General features: G+C 29.5%; 15 protein-coding genes. 5 read left to right on the forward strand and 10 right to left on the reverse strand.

Annotated elements, in window-relative coordinates; genetic code table 11:
* Positions 1 to 46 precede the first annotated feature (46 nt).
* Genes recQ through ACFDSN_RS08930 form a run of 3 tightly spaced genes read right to left on the reverse strand, consistent with a single transcriptional unit; the run spans position 47 to position 3,178 of the window.
* Positions 47 to 1,864 (reverse strand): DNA helicase RecQ, encoded by a 1,818-nt coding sequence (recQ, locus tag ACFDSN_RS08920; protein WP_375239502.1) that lies wholly within the window; start codon positions 1,862 to 1,864, stop codon positions 47 to 49.
* A gap of 1 nt (position 1,865) precedes the next feature.
* Complete coding sequence (locus ACFDSN_RS08925; protein ID WP_375239503.1) at positions 1,866 to 2,156, reverse strand: hypothetical protein; 291 nt, start codon at positions 2,154 to 2,156, stop codon at positions 1,866 to 1,868.
* Complete coding sequence (locus ACFDSN_RS08930; RefSeq protein ID WP_375239504.1) at positions 2,156 to 3,178, reverse strand: formimidoylglutamase; 1,023 nt, start codon at positions 3,176 to 3,178, stop codon at positions 2,156 to 2,158. The genes ACFDSN_RS08925 and ACFDSN_RS08930 overlap by 1 nt, the downstream gene beginning before the upstream one ends.
* A gap of 88 nt (positions 3,179 to 3,266) precedes the next feature.
* Here ACFDSN_RS08930 and ACFDSN_RS08935 point away from each other — a divergent pair, with 88 nt between their 5' ends.
* Positions 3,267 to 4,154 carry a chromosome partitioning protein ParA gene (locus ACFDSN_RS08935; protein WP_375239505.1) on the forward strand — a complete coding sequence of 296 codons (888 nt, stop codon included), beginning with the start codon at positions 3,267 to 3,269 and terminating at the stop codon, positions 4,152 to 4,154.
* Between the two features lie 76 nt (positions 4,155 to 4,230).
* Here the strand turns inward: ACFDSN_RS08935 and ACFDSN_RS08940 are convergent, their stop codons facing one another.
* Entirely contained in the window at positions 4,231 to 6,528 is a 2,298-nt protein-coding gene (locus ACFDSN_RS08940) for a DNA topoisomerase 3 (RefSeq protein WP_375239506.1), read from the reverse strand.
* 186 nt (positions 6,529 to 6,714) lie between these two features.
* Here ACFDSN_RS08940 and ACFDSN_RS08945 point away from each other — a divergent pair, with 186 nt between their 5' ends.
* From ACFDSN_RS08945 to ACFDSN_RS08955, 3 genes are read left to right on the forward strand one after another with little or no spacing between them, the layout of a single operon-like run.
* Positions 6,715 to 7,044, forward strand: a complete 330-nt coding sequence (locus ACFDSN_RS08945) for a hypothetical protein (protein ID WP_375239507.1) — start codon at positions 6,715 to 6,717, stop codon at positions 7,042 to 7,044.
* A 30-nt stretch (positions 7,045 to 7,074) separates the two neighbouring features.
* Positions 7,075 to 9,474: a TonB-dependent receptor gene (locus ACFDSN_RS08950; protein WP_375239508.1), complete on the forward strand. Its 2,400-nt coding sequence runs from the start codon at positions 7,075 to 7,077 to the stop codon at positions 9,472 to 9,474.
* A gap of 11 nt (positions 9,475 to 9,485) precedes the next feature.
* Entirely contained in the window at positions 9,486 to 10,037 is a 552-nt protein-coding gene (locus ACFDSN_RS08955; protein ID WP_375239509.1) for a type 1 periplasmic binding fold superfamily protein, read from the forward strand.
* A 78-nt stretch (positions 10,038 to 10,115) separates the two neighbouring features.
* Here the strand turns inward: ACFDSN_RS08955 and ACFDSN_RS08960 are convergent, their stop codons facing one another.
* From ACFDSN_RS08960 to ACFDSN_RS08985, 6 genes are all read right to left on the reverse strand, one after another.
* On the reverse strand, positions 10,116 to 10,613 hold the full coding sequence (locus tag ACFDSN_RS08960) for a DUF6787 family protein (RefSeq protein ID WP_375239510.1): 498 nt from the start codon (positions 10,611 to 10,613) through the stop codon (positions 10,116 to 10,118).
* A 34-nt stretch (positions 10,614 to 10,647) separates the two neighbouring features.
* A complete protein-coding gene (locus ACFDSN_RS08965) occupies positions 10,648 to 11,082 on the reverse strand; it encodes a DUF6146 family protein (protein ID WP_375239511.1) in 435 nt (144 codons plus the stop codon).
* A gap of 93 nt (positions 11,083 to 11,175) precedes the next feature.
* Positions 11,176 to 11,811: a DUF937 domain-containing protein gene (locus ACFDSN_RS08970; protein ID WP_375239512.1), complete on the reverse strand. Its 636-nt coding sequence runs from the start codon at positions 11,809 to 11,811 to the stop codon at positions 11,176 to 11,178.
* A gap of 125 nt (positions 11,812 to 11,936) precedes the next feature.
* The gene (locus ACFDSN_RS08975) at positions 11,937 to 12,899 is read right to left on the reverse strand and encodes a D-2-hydroxyacid dehydrogenase (protein WP_375239513.1); all 963 of its coding nucleotides are present in this window, start codon (positions 12,897 to 12,899) and stop codon (positions 11,937 to 11,939) included.
* A gap of 56 nt (positions 12,900 to 12,955) precedes the next feature.
* On the reverse strand, positions 12,956 to 14,020 hold the full coding sequence (serC, locus tag ACFDSN_RS08980; RefSeq protein ID WP_375239514.1) for a 3-phosphoserine/phosphohydroxythreonine transaminase: 1,065 nt from the start codon (positions 14,018 to 14,020) through the stop codon (positions 12,956 to 12,958).
* A 73-nt stretch (positions 14,021 to 14,093) separates the two neighbouring features.
* Complete coding sequence (locus tag ACFDSN_RS08985; RefSeq protein ID WP_375239515.1) at positions 14,094 to 15,152, reverse strand: acyl-CoA reductase; 1,059 nt, start codon at positions 15,150 to 15,152, stop codon at positions 14,094 to 14,096.
* 125 nt (positions 15,153 to 15,277) lie between these two features.
* Between ACFDSN_RS08985 and ACFDSN_RS08990 the strand changes: the two genes are divergently transcribed.
* Entirely contained in the window at positions 15,278 to 15,631 is a 354-nt protein-coding gene (locus tag ACFDSN_RS08990) for a 4Fe-4S dicluster domain-containing protein (protein ID WP_375239516.1), read from the forward strand.
* Positions 15,632 to 15,757 lie beyond the last annotated feature (126 nt).

Below are 15,757 nucleotides of genomic sequence, written 5' to 3' on the forward strand. Positions count from 1 at the left end.
TTGGATAAGATAAATCTCATTTGATTGGTCAAGAGGTTTTGTGTTATTATTTTTTAGCTGTTTTTTTCTTAGAACCAATAAAGTCTAAGATTTCTGCTATAAATTCTTCACCATAAACCTCTAGTTTACGTTGTCCAACTCCAGAAATGGTTAAAAAATCACCTTCATTAGTTGGTCTAACTTTTTCCATTTCTTTTAATGTAGCATCGTTAAATATTAAATATGCAGGTATGTTTTCTTCTAAAGAAATTTTATAACGCAACTTACGTAAACGTTCAAATAAGCTATTTGTTTTAGTTCGTTTTACAACAGCAGTTTTAGCTTTTTTATTGGCTAGTTCTTTGTAAGCTATAGGTTGTGTTAAAGAAATTTTTGCGCCATCAAATAAAATTTTATTAGCAAAATTTGTTAGTTGTAGTGCGTTATTTTTATGAAAAGCAATTTCGCAAGCACCTTGATTTGCTAATTGAATTATAAAATGTTGCCAATGGTTCCAAGATATGTCTTTTCCAATACCAAAGGTTCTAATTTTATCTAATTCTTTTTCTAATATGTTTGCATTTTGTGCGCCACGTAATACGTCTATAATTGTTCCTGTGGCTTCGGTTTCTTTAACTCTATAAATGGCAGATAGAATTTTCTGAGCAATTAGAGTGCCATCAAAAAATTGTGGTGGATTTTTGCAAACATCGCAATTGCCACAGTTTTCTTCTAATAATTCTCCAAAGTAACTTAGTAGAATTTTACGTCGGCAAGTTGTAGCTTCACTAAACTGCTTCATTCTATCTAGTTTAGCAACTTGAACATCTTCGTTACTTGCGCCAGAAGCAAATTTTCTAAGTTGAATTACATCAGCATAACTATGAAATAATAAAGCTTTAGCTTTTAATCCATCTCTACCAGAACGACCAATTTCTTGATAATAACCTTCAATGTTTTTTGGCATATTGTGATGAATAACCCAACGCACGTTAGATTTATCTATTCCCATACCAAAAGCTACAGTAGCACAAACGACTTGCGTTTTATCGTAAATAAAATCTTCTTGAACTCGAGATCTGTCTTCAAAACTCATTCCAGCATGGTAAGCATCGGAATTTATACCATTCTCATTTAATTTTTTTGCAATCTGTTCTGTGTTTTTTCTGCTTAAACAGTATACAATTCCAGACTGTCCTGGATGCCTATTTATAAACTGAACAATTTGTTTCGCTCTTCCATCTGCTGGTCTTACCTCTAATTCAATATTTTCTCTATCAAAAGACGAAATAAATTGTTTGGCATCTGGCACTTTTAACTGATCTAAAATATCTTGCCTTGTAGCTTTATCTGCAGTTGCAGTTAAAGCTATAATTGGCGTGTTTGGCAATATTTTTTTAAAAAAACTTAGCTCTTGATAACTAGGTCTAAAATCGTGTCCCCAACTAGAAATACAATGTGCTTCGTCTATTGCAATGCAACTAATATAAGCTTCGTTTAAAATATTTTGTAATCCAGCTAAACTTTCTGGAGCGACATATAAGAGTTTTAAATCGTTATTTAAAACACGTTCTATAATGGTTTGTTGCGCTTCTGAAGATTGACTGCTGTTATAATAATCCGCTTTTATCCCATTGGCATTTAAACCATCTACTTGGTCTTTCATTAATGCTATTAATGGAGAAATAACTAAAGTTAGACCTTCAAAAACTAAAGCAGGTAATTGAAAACAAATAGATTTTCCGCCACCAGTTGGCATAATAACCAAAGTGTCTTTTTTATCTAATAAATTTTTAATAATATCTTCTTGTTGCCCACGAAAACTATCATAACCAAAATGTGTTTTTAAATGCTTTAATAAAGTTTCTAAGCTGAATTTAGACATATTAACTTAAAAAATTAAGAGCAAAGAATAGTAGTGCAACAGAAATTACAGAAATAAAAAACGTGAGATTAAAAATAGACTTATCGGCTACATTTTTTTTAATTAAATCTATAATTAGCCAAATTGGAATTCCAGCAGTTAATAAAATTACAGGAATGGTTAGAAGTTCTCCAATAATGCGAAACCATTGTCCATTAACTTGGTTTATATACATAAAAAGCGATAATAAAGTAAACGCAAATGTAAAAAAGGCTAATCCTAAACGTATAAATTCTAATTTTAGTTTTGTCATTATAAATTGTGATTAGCGTTTATAAAATCTAATATAAAATAGGATAGGAGTTTACCCAATTGTTTTTCACTTTTTTTAGAACAAGAAGCTTCACAAATGTGAAAATAACTTATATTTTTATGTTTAGCAAAGTGATTAATAAACTGTCTTGTTTGTACTACAGAAAAACCACTTGGAGTTTGTGCGCTACTTGTAATATTAATAATGGCATCGCAATCCAACTCTAGTCCAAAACGTGATTTAGCACTATGCTTTTCGGCTTGATACAATGCTTTGTCAAAAGATATTTCATTTCTAACACCTAAAGCCTCATAAGTATTGTAGCCTAAAGATTTATCTTTATTTAAAATTTCTAAAACATTTTGTTGAAGGTAGTTTTCGTGTAAACCAAACATAAAATAGTTGTTTAAAAAACCTTCGTGTTTAGCATAACTAAACCCGTTTCCGCTATGCCTGCCCTCTAAAGGTCTAAAATCTGTATGTGCATCAAAATTTATAGCATTTATAGGTTGATTTAAAGCTAAAGCTGTTCCTTTTAAATTTCCATAAGCATTGTTATGTCCGCCTCCAATAATAATTGGCGTTTTTCCTGCTTTAACAATATCATATATTAAGTTAGAAACATCTTTATCTATAATTTCTACTAAGCGTCTTGCTTTTTTTAAATCAGTAGCACTATTAAGATTTAGTTCTTTTACATCGTCTTGAAATTCTGGGTAAACTAATTGACCTAATACTAAGACCTTTTCTGGATGAGAAAACTGATTGTTTTGTGTATTTAATAAAACTTTAAGTGTGGCATTAAAGGTTTTATAGGCTTTAGAAAAACCAAGATTAGATTGAATACCTATAGTCTCAGAAATACCAATTAACACATACTTAACATCTGTATTTAGAATCTCAGCGTTAAATGAAGTATAGTTGGTAGCACATTTAACAAGTTCTCCAAATTTAGTTTCTTTATCTCTTTTAGAAATAAGATTATTCCGGTCTGTTTCAGTAAATAAAACAAGGTTTTTCATAAGATTAAAAATAAAGAAATAAAATTACACTTTTAAATTTACTATTCAACAAAAAACACTTAAGTTTAACCTTTAAAAAACCATCATTATGTCAGAAAACAAAAGTAACAACATTGGATTAAAAGTAATTTTAGGAATATTATTAGCTCTTATTTTAGGAATAGGCTATTTTTCTTACGATATGTACAACAAAAATAAAGTCACTGTAAGTGAGTTAAATCAAGAAAAAGAATCTGTTTTAGCTGATTTAAATGCAATGAATGATAAGTATAGCTTAGCTTTAAGTGAAAATGACATTGCGAATGAAAATTTAGTTTTAGCTCAAGAACGTGTTCAAGGTTTAATTGATTCTTTGCAGAAGAGTGAAACTAACGTTAAAAATTTAATGGGTTATGTTTCTAAATATAAAGCTTTGCAAAAAGAAATGACAATAGTTTTAAAAGAAAACGACTTGTTAAAAGTTGAAAACAAAAACTTAACAACATCTTTAGATAGTACAAACATACAATTAGAAGAACGTAAAATGTTTGGAGATTCTTTAACAGTACAAAATAATGCATTAGCTAATGTAGTTGAAACCGCAAGTGTTTTAAATACAGCTAAACTTAAAGCTGAAGGTGTAATTGTAAGAAATTCTGGTAAAATTATTGAAACAGATAAAGCGAGTAGAAGCGATAAGTTGCGTATTTGTTTTACAGTAACTAAAAATAGTTTAGTAAATTCTGGAGATAAAGCTTTTTTTGTACAAGTAATGGATCCAAGTAATAATATTTTAGGTGAAAATGCAAAAGTTATGTTTGGAGAGCAATCTTTAAATTATTCTTTAATTAGTACGTTTAACTATAACTCTAAAGATTTAGACATCTGTGAATTTATTGTTAAAGGAGAAAAAGAAGATTTTAATGAAGGAAATTATAAAGTAAATATTTTTGATAAAAGTAGATTAGTTTCTAGTTCTATATTTACCTTAGAGTAGTGTATAATAAAGTTATTAAGCCCGAGTTAAGGTTGTATAGCAACTTTAATTCGAGCTTTTTTATTTTAAAAACTTATTACAAAGTATAATTTTGTAATATCTTAAAAACTAATTCTTTAGTTAGAGTTTGTCCGTTTGCTTTAGATCTAACATCATCATAAGAAAATCTAAAATCACAACCTTCTTTATAAGCACTACAACCATAAGCTGTTTTGCCTTTTATAATAGTTCCTTTTTTACATTTTGGACAACTGTTTTTATTATCTGATTTAGATTTTATAGTCGTTTTTTTAGGTTCTAACTTTAACTTAAAAGCCTCGTCAAAGCGTAATAATCCTTCCAGGTTTTGACCTTCAATTTTAAATCCTTTTAAATTTACTGTGCTTCCTTTATCTAATAAACGTTGGTATTGGTTTTCTGATATTTTCTTTTCTCTAAATTCAAAAGGCAGAACAAAATCACAAGTTTTACCGTAAAGATTACAGCCGTAAGCATTTTTTCCTTTAACTAATTGCCCAGATTTACATTTAGGACAAGCAGCAGCTATAATTCCTTTTGTTTTTTTTGTTGTTTTCTTTTTAGTAGTATTTGTTTTATTATTGGTGTAACTAATTTTTGCTTCGTTTTTTTCGCTTCTAACTTCGTAAACCAATTGGTCCACCATTTTTTTCATATTGTGTATAAAAGTGCCGGCACTAAATTCACCTTTTTCAATATCTTTTAGTTGTTTTTCCCATAAACCAGTAAGTTCAGCAGATTTTAATAAATCGTTTTTAATAGTCTCTATTAATTGAATGCCAGTAACTGTTGGTAATACTTGCTTTTTATTACGCTTTATATATTTACGTCTAAAAAGAGTTTCTATAATATTGGCACGAGTAGAAGGTCTTCCAATACCATTTTCCTTCATTAAATCACGCAATTCATCATTATCTACTTGCTTTCCAGCGGTTTCCATTGCTCTTAATAATGTCGCTTCTGTAAATTGATTTGGTGGCTTGGTTTCTTTTTCTAAAAAAGATGGTTCGTGTGGACCTTTTTCGCCTTTAACAAAATTAGGTAATAAACCAGCTTCCGTATTTTTAGAATTTGGTGTTTCAAAAACAACGCGCCAACCTTTACTTAGAATTTCTTTTCCTGTGGTTTTAAAATTTACAGTATCTGCTTTACCAATTACCGTTGTATTAGACACTTTACAATCATCATAAAAAACTGCTATAAAGCGTTTGGTAATAATATCGTAAACCTGTTGTTGATTGTATTGTAAGTTTATTTGTATTCCTGTAGGAATAATGGCGTGATGATCTGTAACTTTAGCATCGTCAAAAACACGTTTAGATTTTTTTACTTTTTTTCCTAAAAGTGACTGTGTTAATGTGCTGTAACTTTTTAAATTATCAAGTATACCAGGTACTTTTGGGTAAATGTCATTCGGTAAAAAAGTAGTGTCTACTCTTGGATAAGTCACCACTTTTTGTTCGTATAATTTCTGAACAATCTTTAATGTTTCATCTGCTGAAAAACCGAATTTAGTATTACAATATACTTGTAAGCCAGTTAAATCAAATAATTTTGGTGCATACTCGTTACCGTTTTTCTTTTTAGTGGATACAATTTCAAAATCGTGTTCCTTAACTTTGGTCGCTAAGGCTTGTCCTTCTTCAACTTTTGTAAATCGTCCTTCTTCGTAACTAAATAGAGTATCTCTGTATAAGGTTTGTAATTCCCAATAAGGCTTTGGTTTAAAGTTCTCAATGTCTTTAAAACGATTTACAACCATTGCTAATGTTGGTGTTTGAACGCGTCCAACACTTAAAACCTGCTTATAACCGCCATGTTTTACAGTATATAAACGTGTGGCATTCATACCTAGAAGCCAATCACCAATAGCTCTAGAAAAGCCTGCGTAATATAAGTTGTCATATTTTTTACTAGATTGTAAATTGTTAAAACCATCTTTTATGGCTTCTGTAGTTAAAGATGAAATCCATAAGCGTTGGACTTCGCCTTTATAATTTGCTTGATCTAAAACCCAGCGCTGTATTAATTCTCCTTCTGTTCCTGCATCACCACAGTTTATAACTACATCTGCTTTATCAAATAGCTTTTTTACAATATTAAATTGCTTTTTTATACCAGAGTCGTTGGTAACTTTTGTTTCAAACTTCTCCGGAAGCATCGGTAAGTTGTTTAAATCCCAGCTTTTCCAATGTGGTTTATAATCGTTAGGTTCTTTTAAAGTACATAAATGCCCAAAAGTAAAAGTAACTTGGTAACCGTTACCTTCAAAATAGCCATCGTGTTTAGTATTTGCTCCAACAACTTGGGCAATTTCTCTAGCAACACTTGGTTTCTCGGCTATGCAGACTTTCAATTATTTTGATTTTGATTACAGATGCAAAATAGTATTTTTACTTTAATGTGAGTAGAGTAGTTATTAGTAGTTATTAACGTATTTATAGTTGTAATTTAATAAACTACGTATTTATAAAAAATGGCATATCATAAAAATATCTTAAAATATTCATAACTGTATTGTTTTCACTATTTTTGTAATTCTATGAGTATTGTTAAAAATGTATTTATAAAATCATTAGCGCTAATTTTATTGGTGCTATTGTTTGTACCTACTATTTTAGCTCTAGAACATAGTTTTGAAAATCATAAACATACTGTTTGTTTAGACGATTCTGAACATATTCATGAGGATATAGTTGAATGTCATATTGATGAATATCAATTTACATCATATAATTTTCAACTTAATATTTTTAGAGAATATTTAGAGGCTAATGTAGTAAAACAACCAATTTATAATACTAATTACGTTGTATATGCTAATTATACTTCAAATTTAAATCTTCTTAGAGGTCCGCCAAAATTTAGTTAAACACATTTATTGTTTAATTAAATATATCTTATGCGCATTTTACTTAGCGTTATTGCTTGTTTATCATTTTTACAAGTTATAGCGCAAGACTGTATCTATACTTTTCAAGGAAAAGTTATTGATTCACACGACAATACTGCTTTAGTAGGAGCAACTGTTATTTTAGCAGGTGTAGAACAAGCTGTACAAACTAATATTGATGGTGAGTTTACTTTTAGTAGTCTTTGTAATAAAGAGTATGCTTTTCAAGTGTCTCATCCATATTGTACAACAAAAGGTTATACCGTTAAAATTAATGGTAACACCTTTAAAACTTTCTATTTAGAACATCATTTAGAAGAATTAAATGAGGTTACTATTAGTGGTAATAGTAATAAATCGTTAACCAAAACAGCTAACGAAATTATTATTAGAAAAGCTACTATAGATAATTTTTCTAGTAAATCTTTTGCAGATTTATTGGAAACAGTTTCTGGTGTTTCTAAATTAAGTACAGGTAATAGTATTTCTAAGCCTATTATTAATGGTTTACATAGTTCTAGAGTTGTTATTATTAATGATGGTTCTAGGCTTAAAGACCAAGAATGGGGAATAGAACATGCTCCAAATATGGATGTTAATGCTATTAGTACAGTTACTGTTATTAAAGGCGCAAATGGCTTAAAATATAGTGGTGATGCTATTGGAGGAATGATCCTTACTGAGTCTAATAAAATTCCAGTAAAAGATACTGTCTATGGAAATACTATTTTAAGTTTACATAGTAATGGTAGAGGTGGAACACTTAGTTCTAATTTAACCAAATCTTTTGAGACTGGTTTTTTTGCATCGGTTCAAGGTACAGTAAAACGCTTTGGCGATTTTAATACACCAGATTATAATTTAAGTAATACTGCTTTTTATGAGCGTGATATTTCCTTAAAAACAGGTGTAAATAAATTTAATTATGGTGTTACAGGAAGTTATTCCTTTTTTAAATCTACGGTTGGAATTTTAAGAGCTTCACATTTAGGAGGAGCAACAGATCAAATTGCAGCTATTTCTAGTCCAGAACCACTTTTTATAGATGATTTTACATATGCTGTTAATAATCCTAAGCAAGACGTTACACATCAAGTGTATAGGCTTAATGCTTTTAAGAAATTTAGCAAATTAGGAAAGTTAAATATACAGTATAATTATCAAATAAATAAACGTTTTGAATACGATATTAGACGTGGAGATGATAAGGATAAGCCGTCGATAGATTTAGAGTTGAGTAGTCATAATTTCTTATTAGATTTAGAAACCAAATTTAATAATTCCAGTAGCTTAATTAAATCAGGGTTAAGTTTTTCTAATGAAAATAACTTTGCAAATCCTGAAACTGGTGTAAGACGATTAATTCCAGATTACGATGCTAATGAAGCTGCATTATATGCTGTGTTTTCTACTAACTTGAATGATAAATTAACTTTTGAATTAGGTTCTAGATTAGATATCAAAAACATTGATGCTTTTAAGTTTTATAGAACGACGTTTTGGGAATTAAGAAATTACGATGAGTTGTTCTCTGATCTAGTTGTTCAGGATTTAGGCACTCAAGTTTTAGTTAATGCTAACCTGACTTTCGTTAATTTTTCTGGCGCAACAGGATTATTTTATAAGATTGATGAAAAACAACTTTTTAAATTAAATTATGGATTAGCATCTAGAGCTCCAAATGCATCAGAACTATTTAGTGAAGGTTTACATCATTCAGCCTCAAGAATTGAATTAGGAGATTTAAGGTTTAAATCTGAAATTTCTCATAAAATAGCTTTCAATTACGAAAGAAAAGGTGAGAAGTTAACCTTCAATTTCAACCCTTTTGTTCAGTTTGTAAACCGTTTTAAAGTTTTAGAGCCAACTAGTGTTGAGCAAAGTATAAGAGGTAACTTTCAGGTTTGGAGTTATAGAGAAACTAATGCTAAGTTATATGGTATAGATTTAGATGTTACATACAGTCCTTTAAAGAGCCTTAATATAACGCAACAATTTGCATTGGTAAAAGGTTATGATGATATAAAAAAGCCATTAATTAATTTACCACCAGCATCATTAAACAATTCAATAAATTATAATATAGAAAAATTAAAAAACATTAATATAACGCTACAAAATAATTATGTGTTTAGACAAAATGAATTTCCAGACACTAATTTTGATGTATTCGTTCCAACAACACAAACATTTCAAGAAGTTGATTTAAGTACGCCACCAGAAGCTTACTTTTTAACAAATTTTAAAGCAAGTATGCCTTTAAATCTATCAAATAAAACAGCATTAAATGTAAGTTTATTTGTAGATAATGTATTTAATACAACCTACCGAAATTACTTAAATCGTTTTAGATATTATGCAGATGATTTAGGTAGAAACATTTCAATTCAATTAAAATTAAATTATTAAAAATAACAATTATGAAAACTTTTAAATTATTAAACGTATTAGCCATTTTATTATTAACTTTTTCTTGTTCAAGTGATGATGATATGAATCCATTACCAGTTAACGAAGAAGAATTAATAACAACAGTAAAAGTGGTTTTAACCCATGCAACAAGTTCAACGGTAACTTTAACTTATACAGATTTAGATGGAGATGGATCAGGTCTTGCAGTAATAGACGTTGATGGTGATTTTGATGCTAATACAAACTATACAGGAACTGTTCAATTTTTAAATGAAACAGAAAGCCCAGCAGAAGATATTACATTAGAAGTTGAACAAGAAGCTGATGAACACCAAGTTTTTTATACTTTTGAAAATGCATTAAACATAACAGCAGCAGCTACGGATGTGGATGGAAACAATAATTTATTAGGACTAGAATTTAGTTTTAATACTGGAGCTGCAAGTAGTGGAGCATTTACTTTAACACTAAGACATGAGCCAACAAAACCAAATTTTGGATTATCAGATGCTGGAGGAGAAACAGATGTTGAGGTTACATTTAATGTAAACGTAATATAAGATCAAAATATTTTATTAGACTAAAAAGCATCTTTTAAAATTAAAAGATGCTTTTTTTATTACAATAAATTGTAGGAATTAATTTTTAAGAAAACGACCTAACCCAAATCGTCTAAGCATTTTCTTTTCAAAATTCCAGAAAAATTCAAACTGACCAAATAACCAACCAAAAGTAACTAATAGAATTTGATAAAAAACTAAAGCAATAAAACAGAATAAGATATAATAAACTACAATATTTAAATTCTCTTTAGTTATTCCAATAGATTTAATAATTGGTCTTCCAACAAAAAGACTAGAAGAACCTGTTATTGCAAAAACTAAAAAGATTCTAATAATTTCCCAACGTTGTTTTACAACCCATTTATGCTCTAATTTTTTAAATAGTTTTAAGCATATGTTTAGTAATAAGTAAGAAACTATAATAGTTAAAGCAATTTTAAAGTAAAGAGGTTGATTTTTTATAATCAAGTTTGAAAGTCTATAACTTGAGTAAATTAACGCTATAATACCTAGTAAAGGAAATAATAATTGCCAATTTTTAGTAATTTCCCAACGCTTTTTAAATGCTTGCATAATCAGAATTAGTTTTGCGATTGGCAAATATAATTTAATTTATAGGAACTCGTCTACCAAGTAGATTTTGTTTGTATTTGTTTTGGAAATAAATAAAATAATTATATAGCTTATAGTTAAGTTCATAACCGTAATCAATACTAGACTGATAGTTTATTTGCATTTCATATAAATTTTGAGAATATCTTCCAGATTGATTAACTCTATTATTCCATTCTAAAACATACAAGTTGTTTTTTTGTTCTAAATAAGATTGAGAATAGAAACCTTCAGGTTTGGCAATACTGTTTAGCCATATATTAAATCCTGGTTCAATAATAATTAGATCATATTCTAATTTATTACTTGAAATGGTTACAGTATCATTTTCTTTTGTTTGCTGAACAGGTTTTTCTGTAATTGTTTTTTTTGAGGTATTGCAAGAGGCAAAAGCTAATATTATAATTATAACAAAAACTATATTTTTCATGATGATTAAATTTTATTAAAGTTAGGTGTGTTTTTGTAAAATAAAAAAGCCAAACATTAATGTTTGGCTTTTTTTAAACTTCTTAAATTGAATTTATTTTCCAAAAAGACCACCAAGTAAACCAGCTAATCCGCCTTTTTTCTTAGTACCTCCAAGTACCATTCCTGCAACATCGTCAACAATACTTCCATCTCCATCTGCATCAAGAATTTGTTCTAGAAAGTTTTGTTCTGAAGAGCTAGAACTACCGCCTAACAAACCACCTAATAAATCTCCAATACCATTAGAAGAACTTACGTTGCTTTGTTGTGCTTGTTTTCCTAAAACTCCCATAAGAATTGGAGCAGCTACTTTTAATATTTGAGCCACAGAACCTGAGTCCATTCCTGCTTTTTGTCCAATTACAGATTCTACACCAGAACGTTTAGCTCCTAAAACATGTCCTAAAATTTTATCACCATCATTAGTAATATCTTCATTTACGCCACCTCCAAAAAGATCACCTAAATTATCTAAAATTCCACCACTATGTTTTCCGCTAATTGCACCCATTAATCCTTCAGCTCCTTCTGGAGTAGAAGCATTACGTTGCATAGCTTTCATTAATACTGGTAGAGCCATTGTTAATACACTACTTGTTTTTCCTTGGTCATTTCCAGTTGATCCTGCAACTCCACCAATAATTTGTTTTCCTAAATCACTGTTCAATAAATCTAAAATTCCTGACATTTAATATGTTTTATGTTAATATATTTCTTTGTAATCAAAACGTATTCCAAATTACAGAAAAAAAGCCTCAAATCAATATTGAGTCTTAAAACAATTGTTTATTTAATTGTTTTTACGACAAAACGTTACTTATTATCGATTAAGAGTAAACTTTTTATTTGTTCAGCTAATTCTGTTCCAATTCTATCTTGTGCTTCGTTAGTTGCAGCACCAATATGTGGTGTTAGAGAAATTCTATCATTCATTAATAATTGCACTGCTGGTTTTGGTTCATCTTGAAATGTATCTAATCCTGCAAAACTTAATTTACCAGACTCTAAAGCTGCAACTAATGCAACTTCATCTACTACGCCTCCGCGAGCTGCATTAATAATTGCAGAACCATCTTTCATTAAGTCAAATTGCGCTTTACCAATTACGTAATCTTTTTGAGCAGGAACATGTAATGAAATAAAATCTGCATGTCTTAAGACATCATCAACAGGTTCGGTTTCAATTTCTACGTTGATAAATTGCCCATTATAGAATTCTACTTTAATTTCTGCTTTACCAACAAATTTATCACTTGCAATAACCTTCATACCTACACCTAGTGCAATTTTAGCGACTTCTCTACCAATGCGACCAAACCCGATAATTCCAATTGTTTTTCCTCTTAGTTCAACACCTTTAGCATAATTTTTCTTTAAGGCTTTAAACTTAGTGTCTCCATCTAAAGGCATATTACGATTAGAATCATATAAATAACGTACGCCTCCAAAAAGGTGAGCAAACACTAACTCTGCTACAGATTGAGAAGATGCAGCTGGTGTATTGATAACATGAACACCTTTTTCGCGTGCATATTCCACATCAATATTATCCATTCCAACACCACCACGACCAATAACCTTTAAGCATGGACATGCATCAATAACATCTTTTCTTACAGTTGTTGCGCTTCTAACTAAAACAACGTCTACTTTATTTTCATTAATATAATTTGCTAGTTGCTCCTGTGCAACAGTAACTGTAATTACTTCAAATCCTGCAGCTTCTAATGCATTAATTCCGCTTTGTGAAACACCATCGTTTGCTAATACTTTCATTGTATATTAAATTTTTTCCGCTAAAGCGAACTGTTTTAAATTCTTTTACTAATTGATTAAGCTTTATATTCAAGTTCACTCATAACTTCAACCAATACTTTAACACTATCTAAAGGTAATGCGTTGTACATACTTGCTCTATAGCCACCAACACTTCTGTGTCCATTTAAACCATTAATTCCTGCTTCTTGTAGCATTGTTTCAAAAGTTTCTTTTAAATCTTCGTTGACTAAGCTAAAAGTGGCATTCATGTCAGATCTATCAGCTTTAGCTGAAAAACCTTTAAATAATGGATTTAAATCAATTTCAGAATACATTAAAATTGACTTTTTCTTGTTTTCTTTTTCAATAGCTTCAATTCCTCCTAAATTTTTTAACCATTCTAGAGTTAGCATTGATGTGTAAATTGGAAAAACAGGAGGCGTATTAAACATGCTACCTTTACTAATATGTACTTTATAATCTAACATACTAGGTATTTTGCGAGATACTTTACCTAAAATATCTTCTTTAACAATAACTAGAGTTGTTCCTGCAGGACCCATATTTTTTTGAGCTCCAGCATAAATTAAATCAAATTTTGAAAAATCTAAAGTTCTAGAGAAAATATCTGAACTCATATCACATACCATTGGAATAGGAGATTTAGGGAATTTTTTCATTTGAGTACCATAGATGGTGTTGTTTGATGTACAATGAAAATAATCATGATCTTCTGGAATATCAAATCCTTTAGGGATATAATTATAATTAGCGTCTTTAGATGATGCAACTTCTAAAATATCATCGAATATTACAGCTTCCTTAACTGCTTTATCAGCCCAAGTTCCTGTATTCAAATAAGCTGCTCTTTTTTCAAGTAAGTTTTGAGCAACCATTAAAAACTGTGTGCTTGCTCCACCTTGTAAAAATAATGCTTTGTAACCTTTTCCTTCCAAACCTAAAAGTTCTAAGGCTAAAGAACGTGCATTTTCCATAACATCTACAAAAGCTTTGCTTCTGTGAGATATTTCTAATAATGATAAGTTATCATTATTAAAATTTAATACAGCTTCCGAAGCTTTTTTAAGGACTTCTTGTGGCAGAATACATGGTCCTGCACTAAAATTATGTTTTTGCATGTTTGTATGGTATTTAAGTTACAAAGGTCTTAATTATTGTTAGAAATCGTGTTATTTAAAAGATAAAATTCAACTATATTTTTAATAAAAATTCAATAGTATCTATACTGTCTGCAAAATCCGTTAATTTTGGTTGTTGTGTTTCTCCAAAGTTTACTTTGTTGCCAATGTCCTCATTACTAACTATACATTGAATTAAATCGTTATCGTTAGATAATTTTATCTTTAGGGAATCTAAGTCATCATAATATTCATAAAAAAGCGTAGCAATTGGAGATCCGTAACTGGTATCTTCTTTTATCATAAAAAAGCCGTTTTCTAGCATATCAAATTCGCTCATTAAATAGACTGCTTTGTTGTAATCGTAATTATTAGTGTATTTATGATAGTTTATTATATCATTCCAGTGGTAAATACCATTAAATAAGGTATCAAAATTATAACCTTTAGGAACAAATATTTTAGAGACATTTCTACAACCTAATCCAAAATACCTAAAAATATCTTCGGATAGATTTTTCATATCATCTTCAGATTCGTTTCCGTTTAAAACAGCTACGGAATTTCTATTTTTTCTAATTATTGATGGATTACCTTTGAAATAATAATCAAAATAACGTGCTGTATTATTGCTACCTGTAGCTATAACAGCATCAAAATTTTCTAATTTTTCTTCAGTAAAGTTAACTTTTCCTTTAAAACCATTTTCAACATACTCTAAGTATTTTGCTAAAAAGGGTAGAAGTTGTTTGTCGTTAGAAGATTGTTTTACTAGAACATTATGACCAGATAATAGAACGCATAAAAAATCATGAAACCCAACTAAAGGAATGTTTCCCGCCATAATAATGGCAACATTTTGTGGAGTAACTTTATTAAAACTATAATTAGAAGTAAAACTTTCAAGATTACTTTTTTCTAAAGCTTTAGACCAAGAATTAAAACTGAATATTAAATTATCTAAATTAAACCAACCATTATGTTGTTTTGCTAATTTTATTTGATGTTTAAAACCATCAAAAAATAAATCGTTATGCAAAATAGAATCATTTTTTTTAAACTCACTAGATGTAAATTGACTTAAAAAACGACCTAATTCTGTAAAAGCTTTAATTCTTTGTTCTAATTGCATAAGATATTTTGGTTATAAAGTCAATTGGCTTTATTTTTGCACTGCAAAGTTAAGAAAAGCAATTGAGCTTGTAAAGTTTTATAAAACAACAATTAGCCTCAATTTTTATAAAAAAAGAAATTTCTATGGCAATTATTATAACAGACGAATGTATTAACTGTGGTGCTTGTGAGCCAGAATGTCCAAATACTGCAATATATGAAGGAGCAGATGATTGGAGATATAAAGATGGTACTAGTTTAGATGGAGAATTAGTTTTACCTAATGGTAAAAATGTTGATGCAGATGAAGCTCAAGAGCCAATTAGTGATGAAATTTATTACATAGTTCCAGACAAGTGTACAGAATGTGTTGGTTTTCATGAAGAACCTCAATGTGCTGCGGTTTGTCCTGTGGATTGTTGTGTTCCTGACGATTCTCACGTAGAAACTGAAGAAGTTTTATTAGGAAAACAAAAATTTATGCATCCTGACGGATAAATTTATATCGTTTTTATAAATATTAAAAATCCTAAGTATTTGCTTAGGATTTTTTTATGCTATAAAACCATATAATTACTTACATTTGCACTCGTTAAAACAGTAGAATCTCCATTAAAAGGAAAT

Origin of the sequence: Aurantibacter sp. (genome assembly GCF_042094015.1) — a bacterium.
Taxonomy (GTDB): domain Bacteria; phylum Bacteroidota; class Bacteroidia; order Flavobacteriales; family Flavobacteriaceae; genus Aurantibacter.

What these genes read in the sequence shown, in the direction of transcription:
- serC (WP_375239514.1), bottom strand. Translation starts at nt 14,020, where the DNA reads ATGCAAAAACATAATTTTAGTGCAGGACCATGTATTCTGCCACAAGAA.
- ACFDSN_RS08965 (WP_375239511.1), bottom strand. Translation starts at nt 11,082, where the DNA reads ATGAAAAATATAGTTTTTGTTATAATTATAATATTAGCTTTTGCCTCT.
- ACFDSN_RS08960 (WP_375239510.1), bottom strand. Translation starts at nt 10,613, where the DNA reads ATGCAAGCATTTAAAAAGCGTTGGGAAATTACTAAAAATTGGCAATTA.
- ACFDSN_RS08945 (WP_375239507.1), top strand. Translation starts at nt 6,715, where the DNA reads ATGAGTATTGTTAAAAATGTATTTATAAAATCATTAGCGCTAATTTTA.
- ACFDSN_RS08950 (WP_375239508.1), top strand. Translation starts at nt 7,075, where the DNA reads ATGCGCATTTTACTTAGCGTTATTGCTTGTTTATCATTTTTACAAGTT.
- ACFDSN_RS08970 (WP_375239512.1), bottom strand. Translation starts at nt 11,811, where the DNA reads ATGTCAGGAATTTTAGATTTATTGAACAGTGATTTAGGAAAACAAATT.
- ACFDSN_RS08990 (WP_375239516.1), top strand. Translation starts at nt 15,278, where the DNA reads ATGGCAATTATTATAACAGACGAATGTATTAACTGTGGTGCTTGTGAG.
- ACFDSN_RS08925 (WP_375239503.1), bottom strand. Translation starts at nt 2,156, where the DNA reads ATGACAAAACTAAAATTAGAATTTATACGTTTAGGATTAGCCTTTTTT.
- ACFDSN_RS08955 (WP_375239509.1), top strand. Translation starts at nt 9,486, where the DNA reads ATGAAAACTTTTAAATTATTAAACGTATTAGCCATTTTATTATTAACT.
- recQ (WP_375239502.1), bottom strand. Translation starts at nt 1,864, where the DNA reads ATGTCTAAATTCAGCTTAGAAACTTTATTAAAGCATTTAAAAACACAT.
- ACFDSN_RS08985 (WP_375239515.1), bottom strand. Translation starts at nt 15,152, where the DNA reads ATGCAATTAGAACAAAGAATTAAAGCTTTTACAGAATTAGGTCGTTTT.
- ACFDSN_RS08935 (WP_375239505.1), top strand. Translation starts at nt 3,267, where the DNA reads ATGTCAGAAAACAAAAGTAACAACATTGGATTAAAAGTAATTTTAGGA.
- ACFDSN_RS08930 (WP_375239504.1), bottom strand. Translation starts at nt 3,178, where the DNA reads ATGAAAAACCTTGTTTTATTTACTGAAACAGACCGGAATAATCTTATT.
- ACFDSN_RS08975 (WP_375239513.1), bottom strand. Translation starts at nt 12,899, where the DNA reads ATGAAAGTATTAGCAAACGATGGTGTTTCACAAAGCGGAATTAATGCA.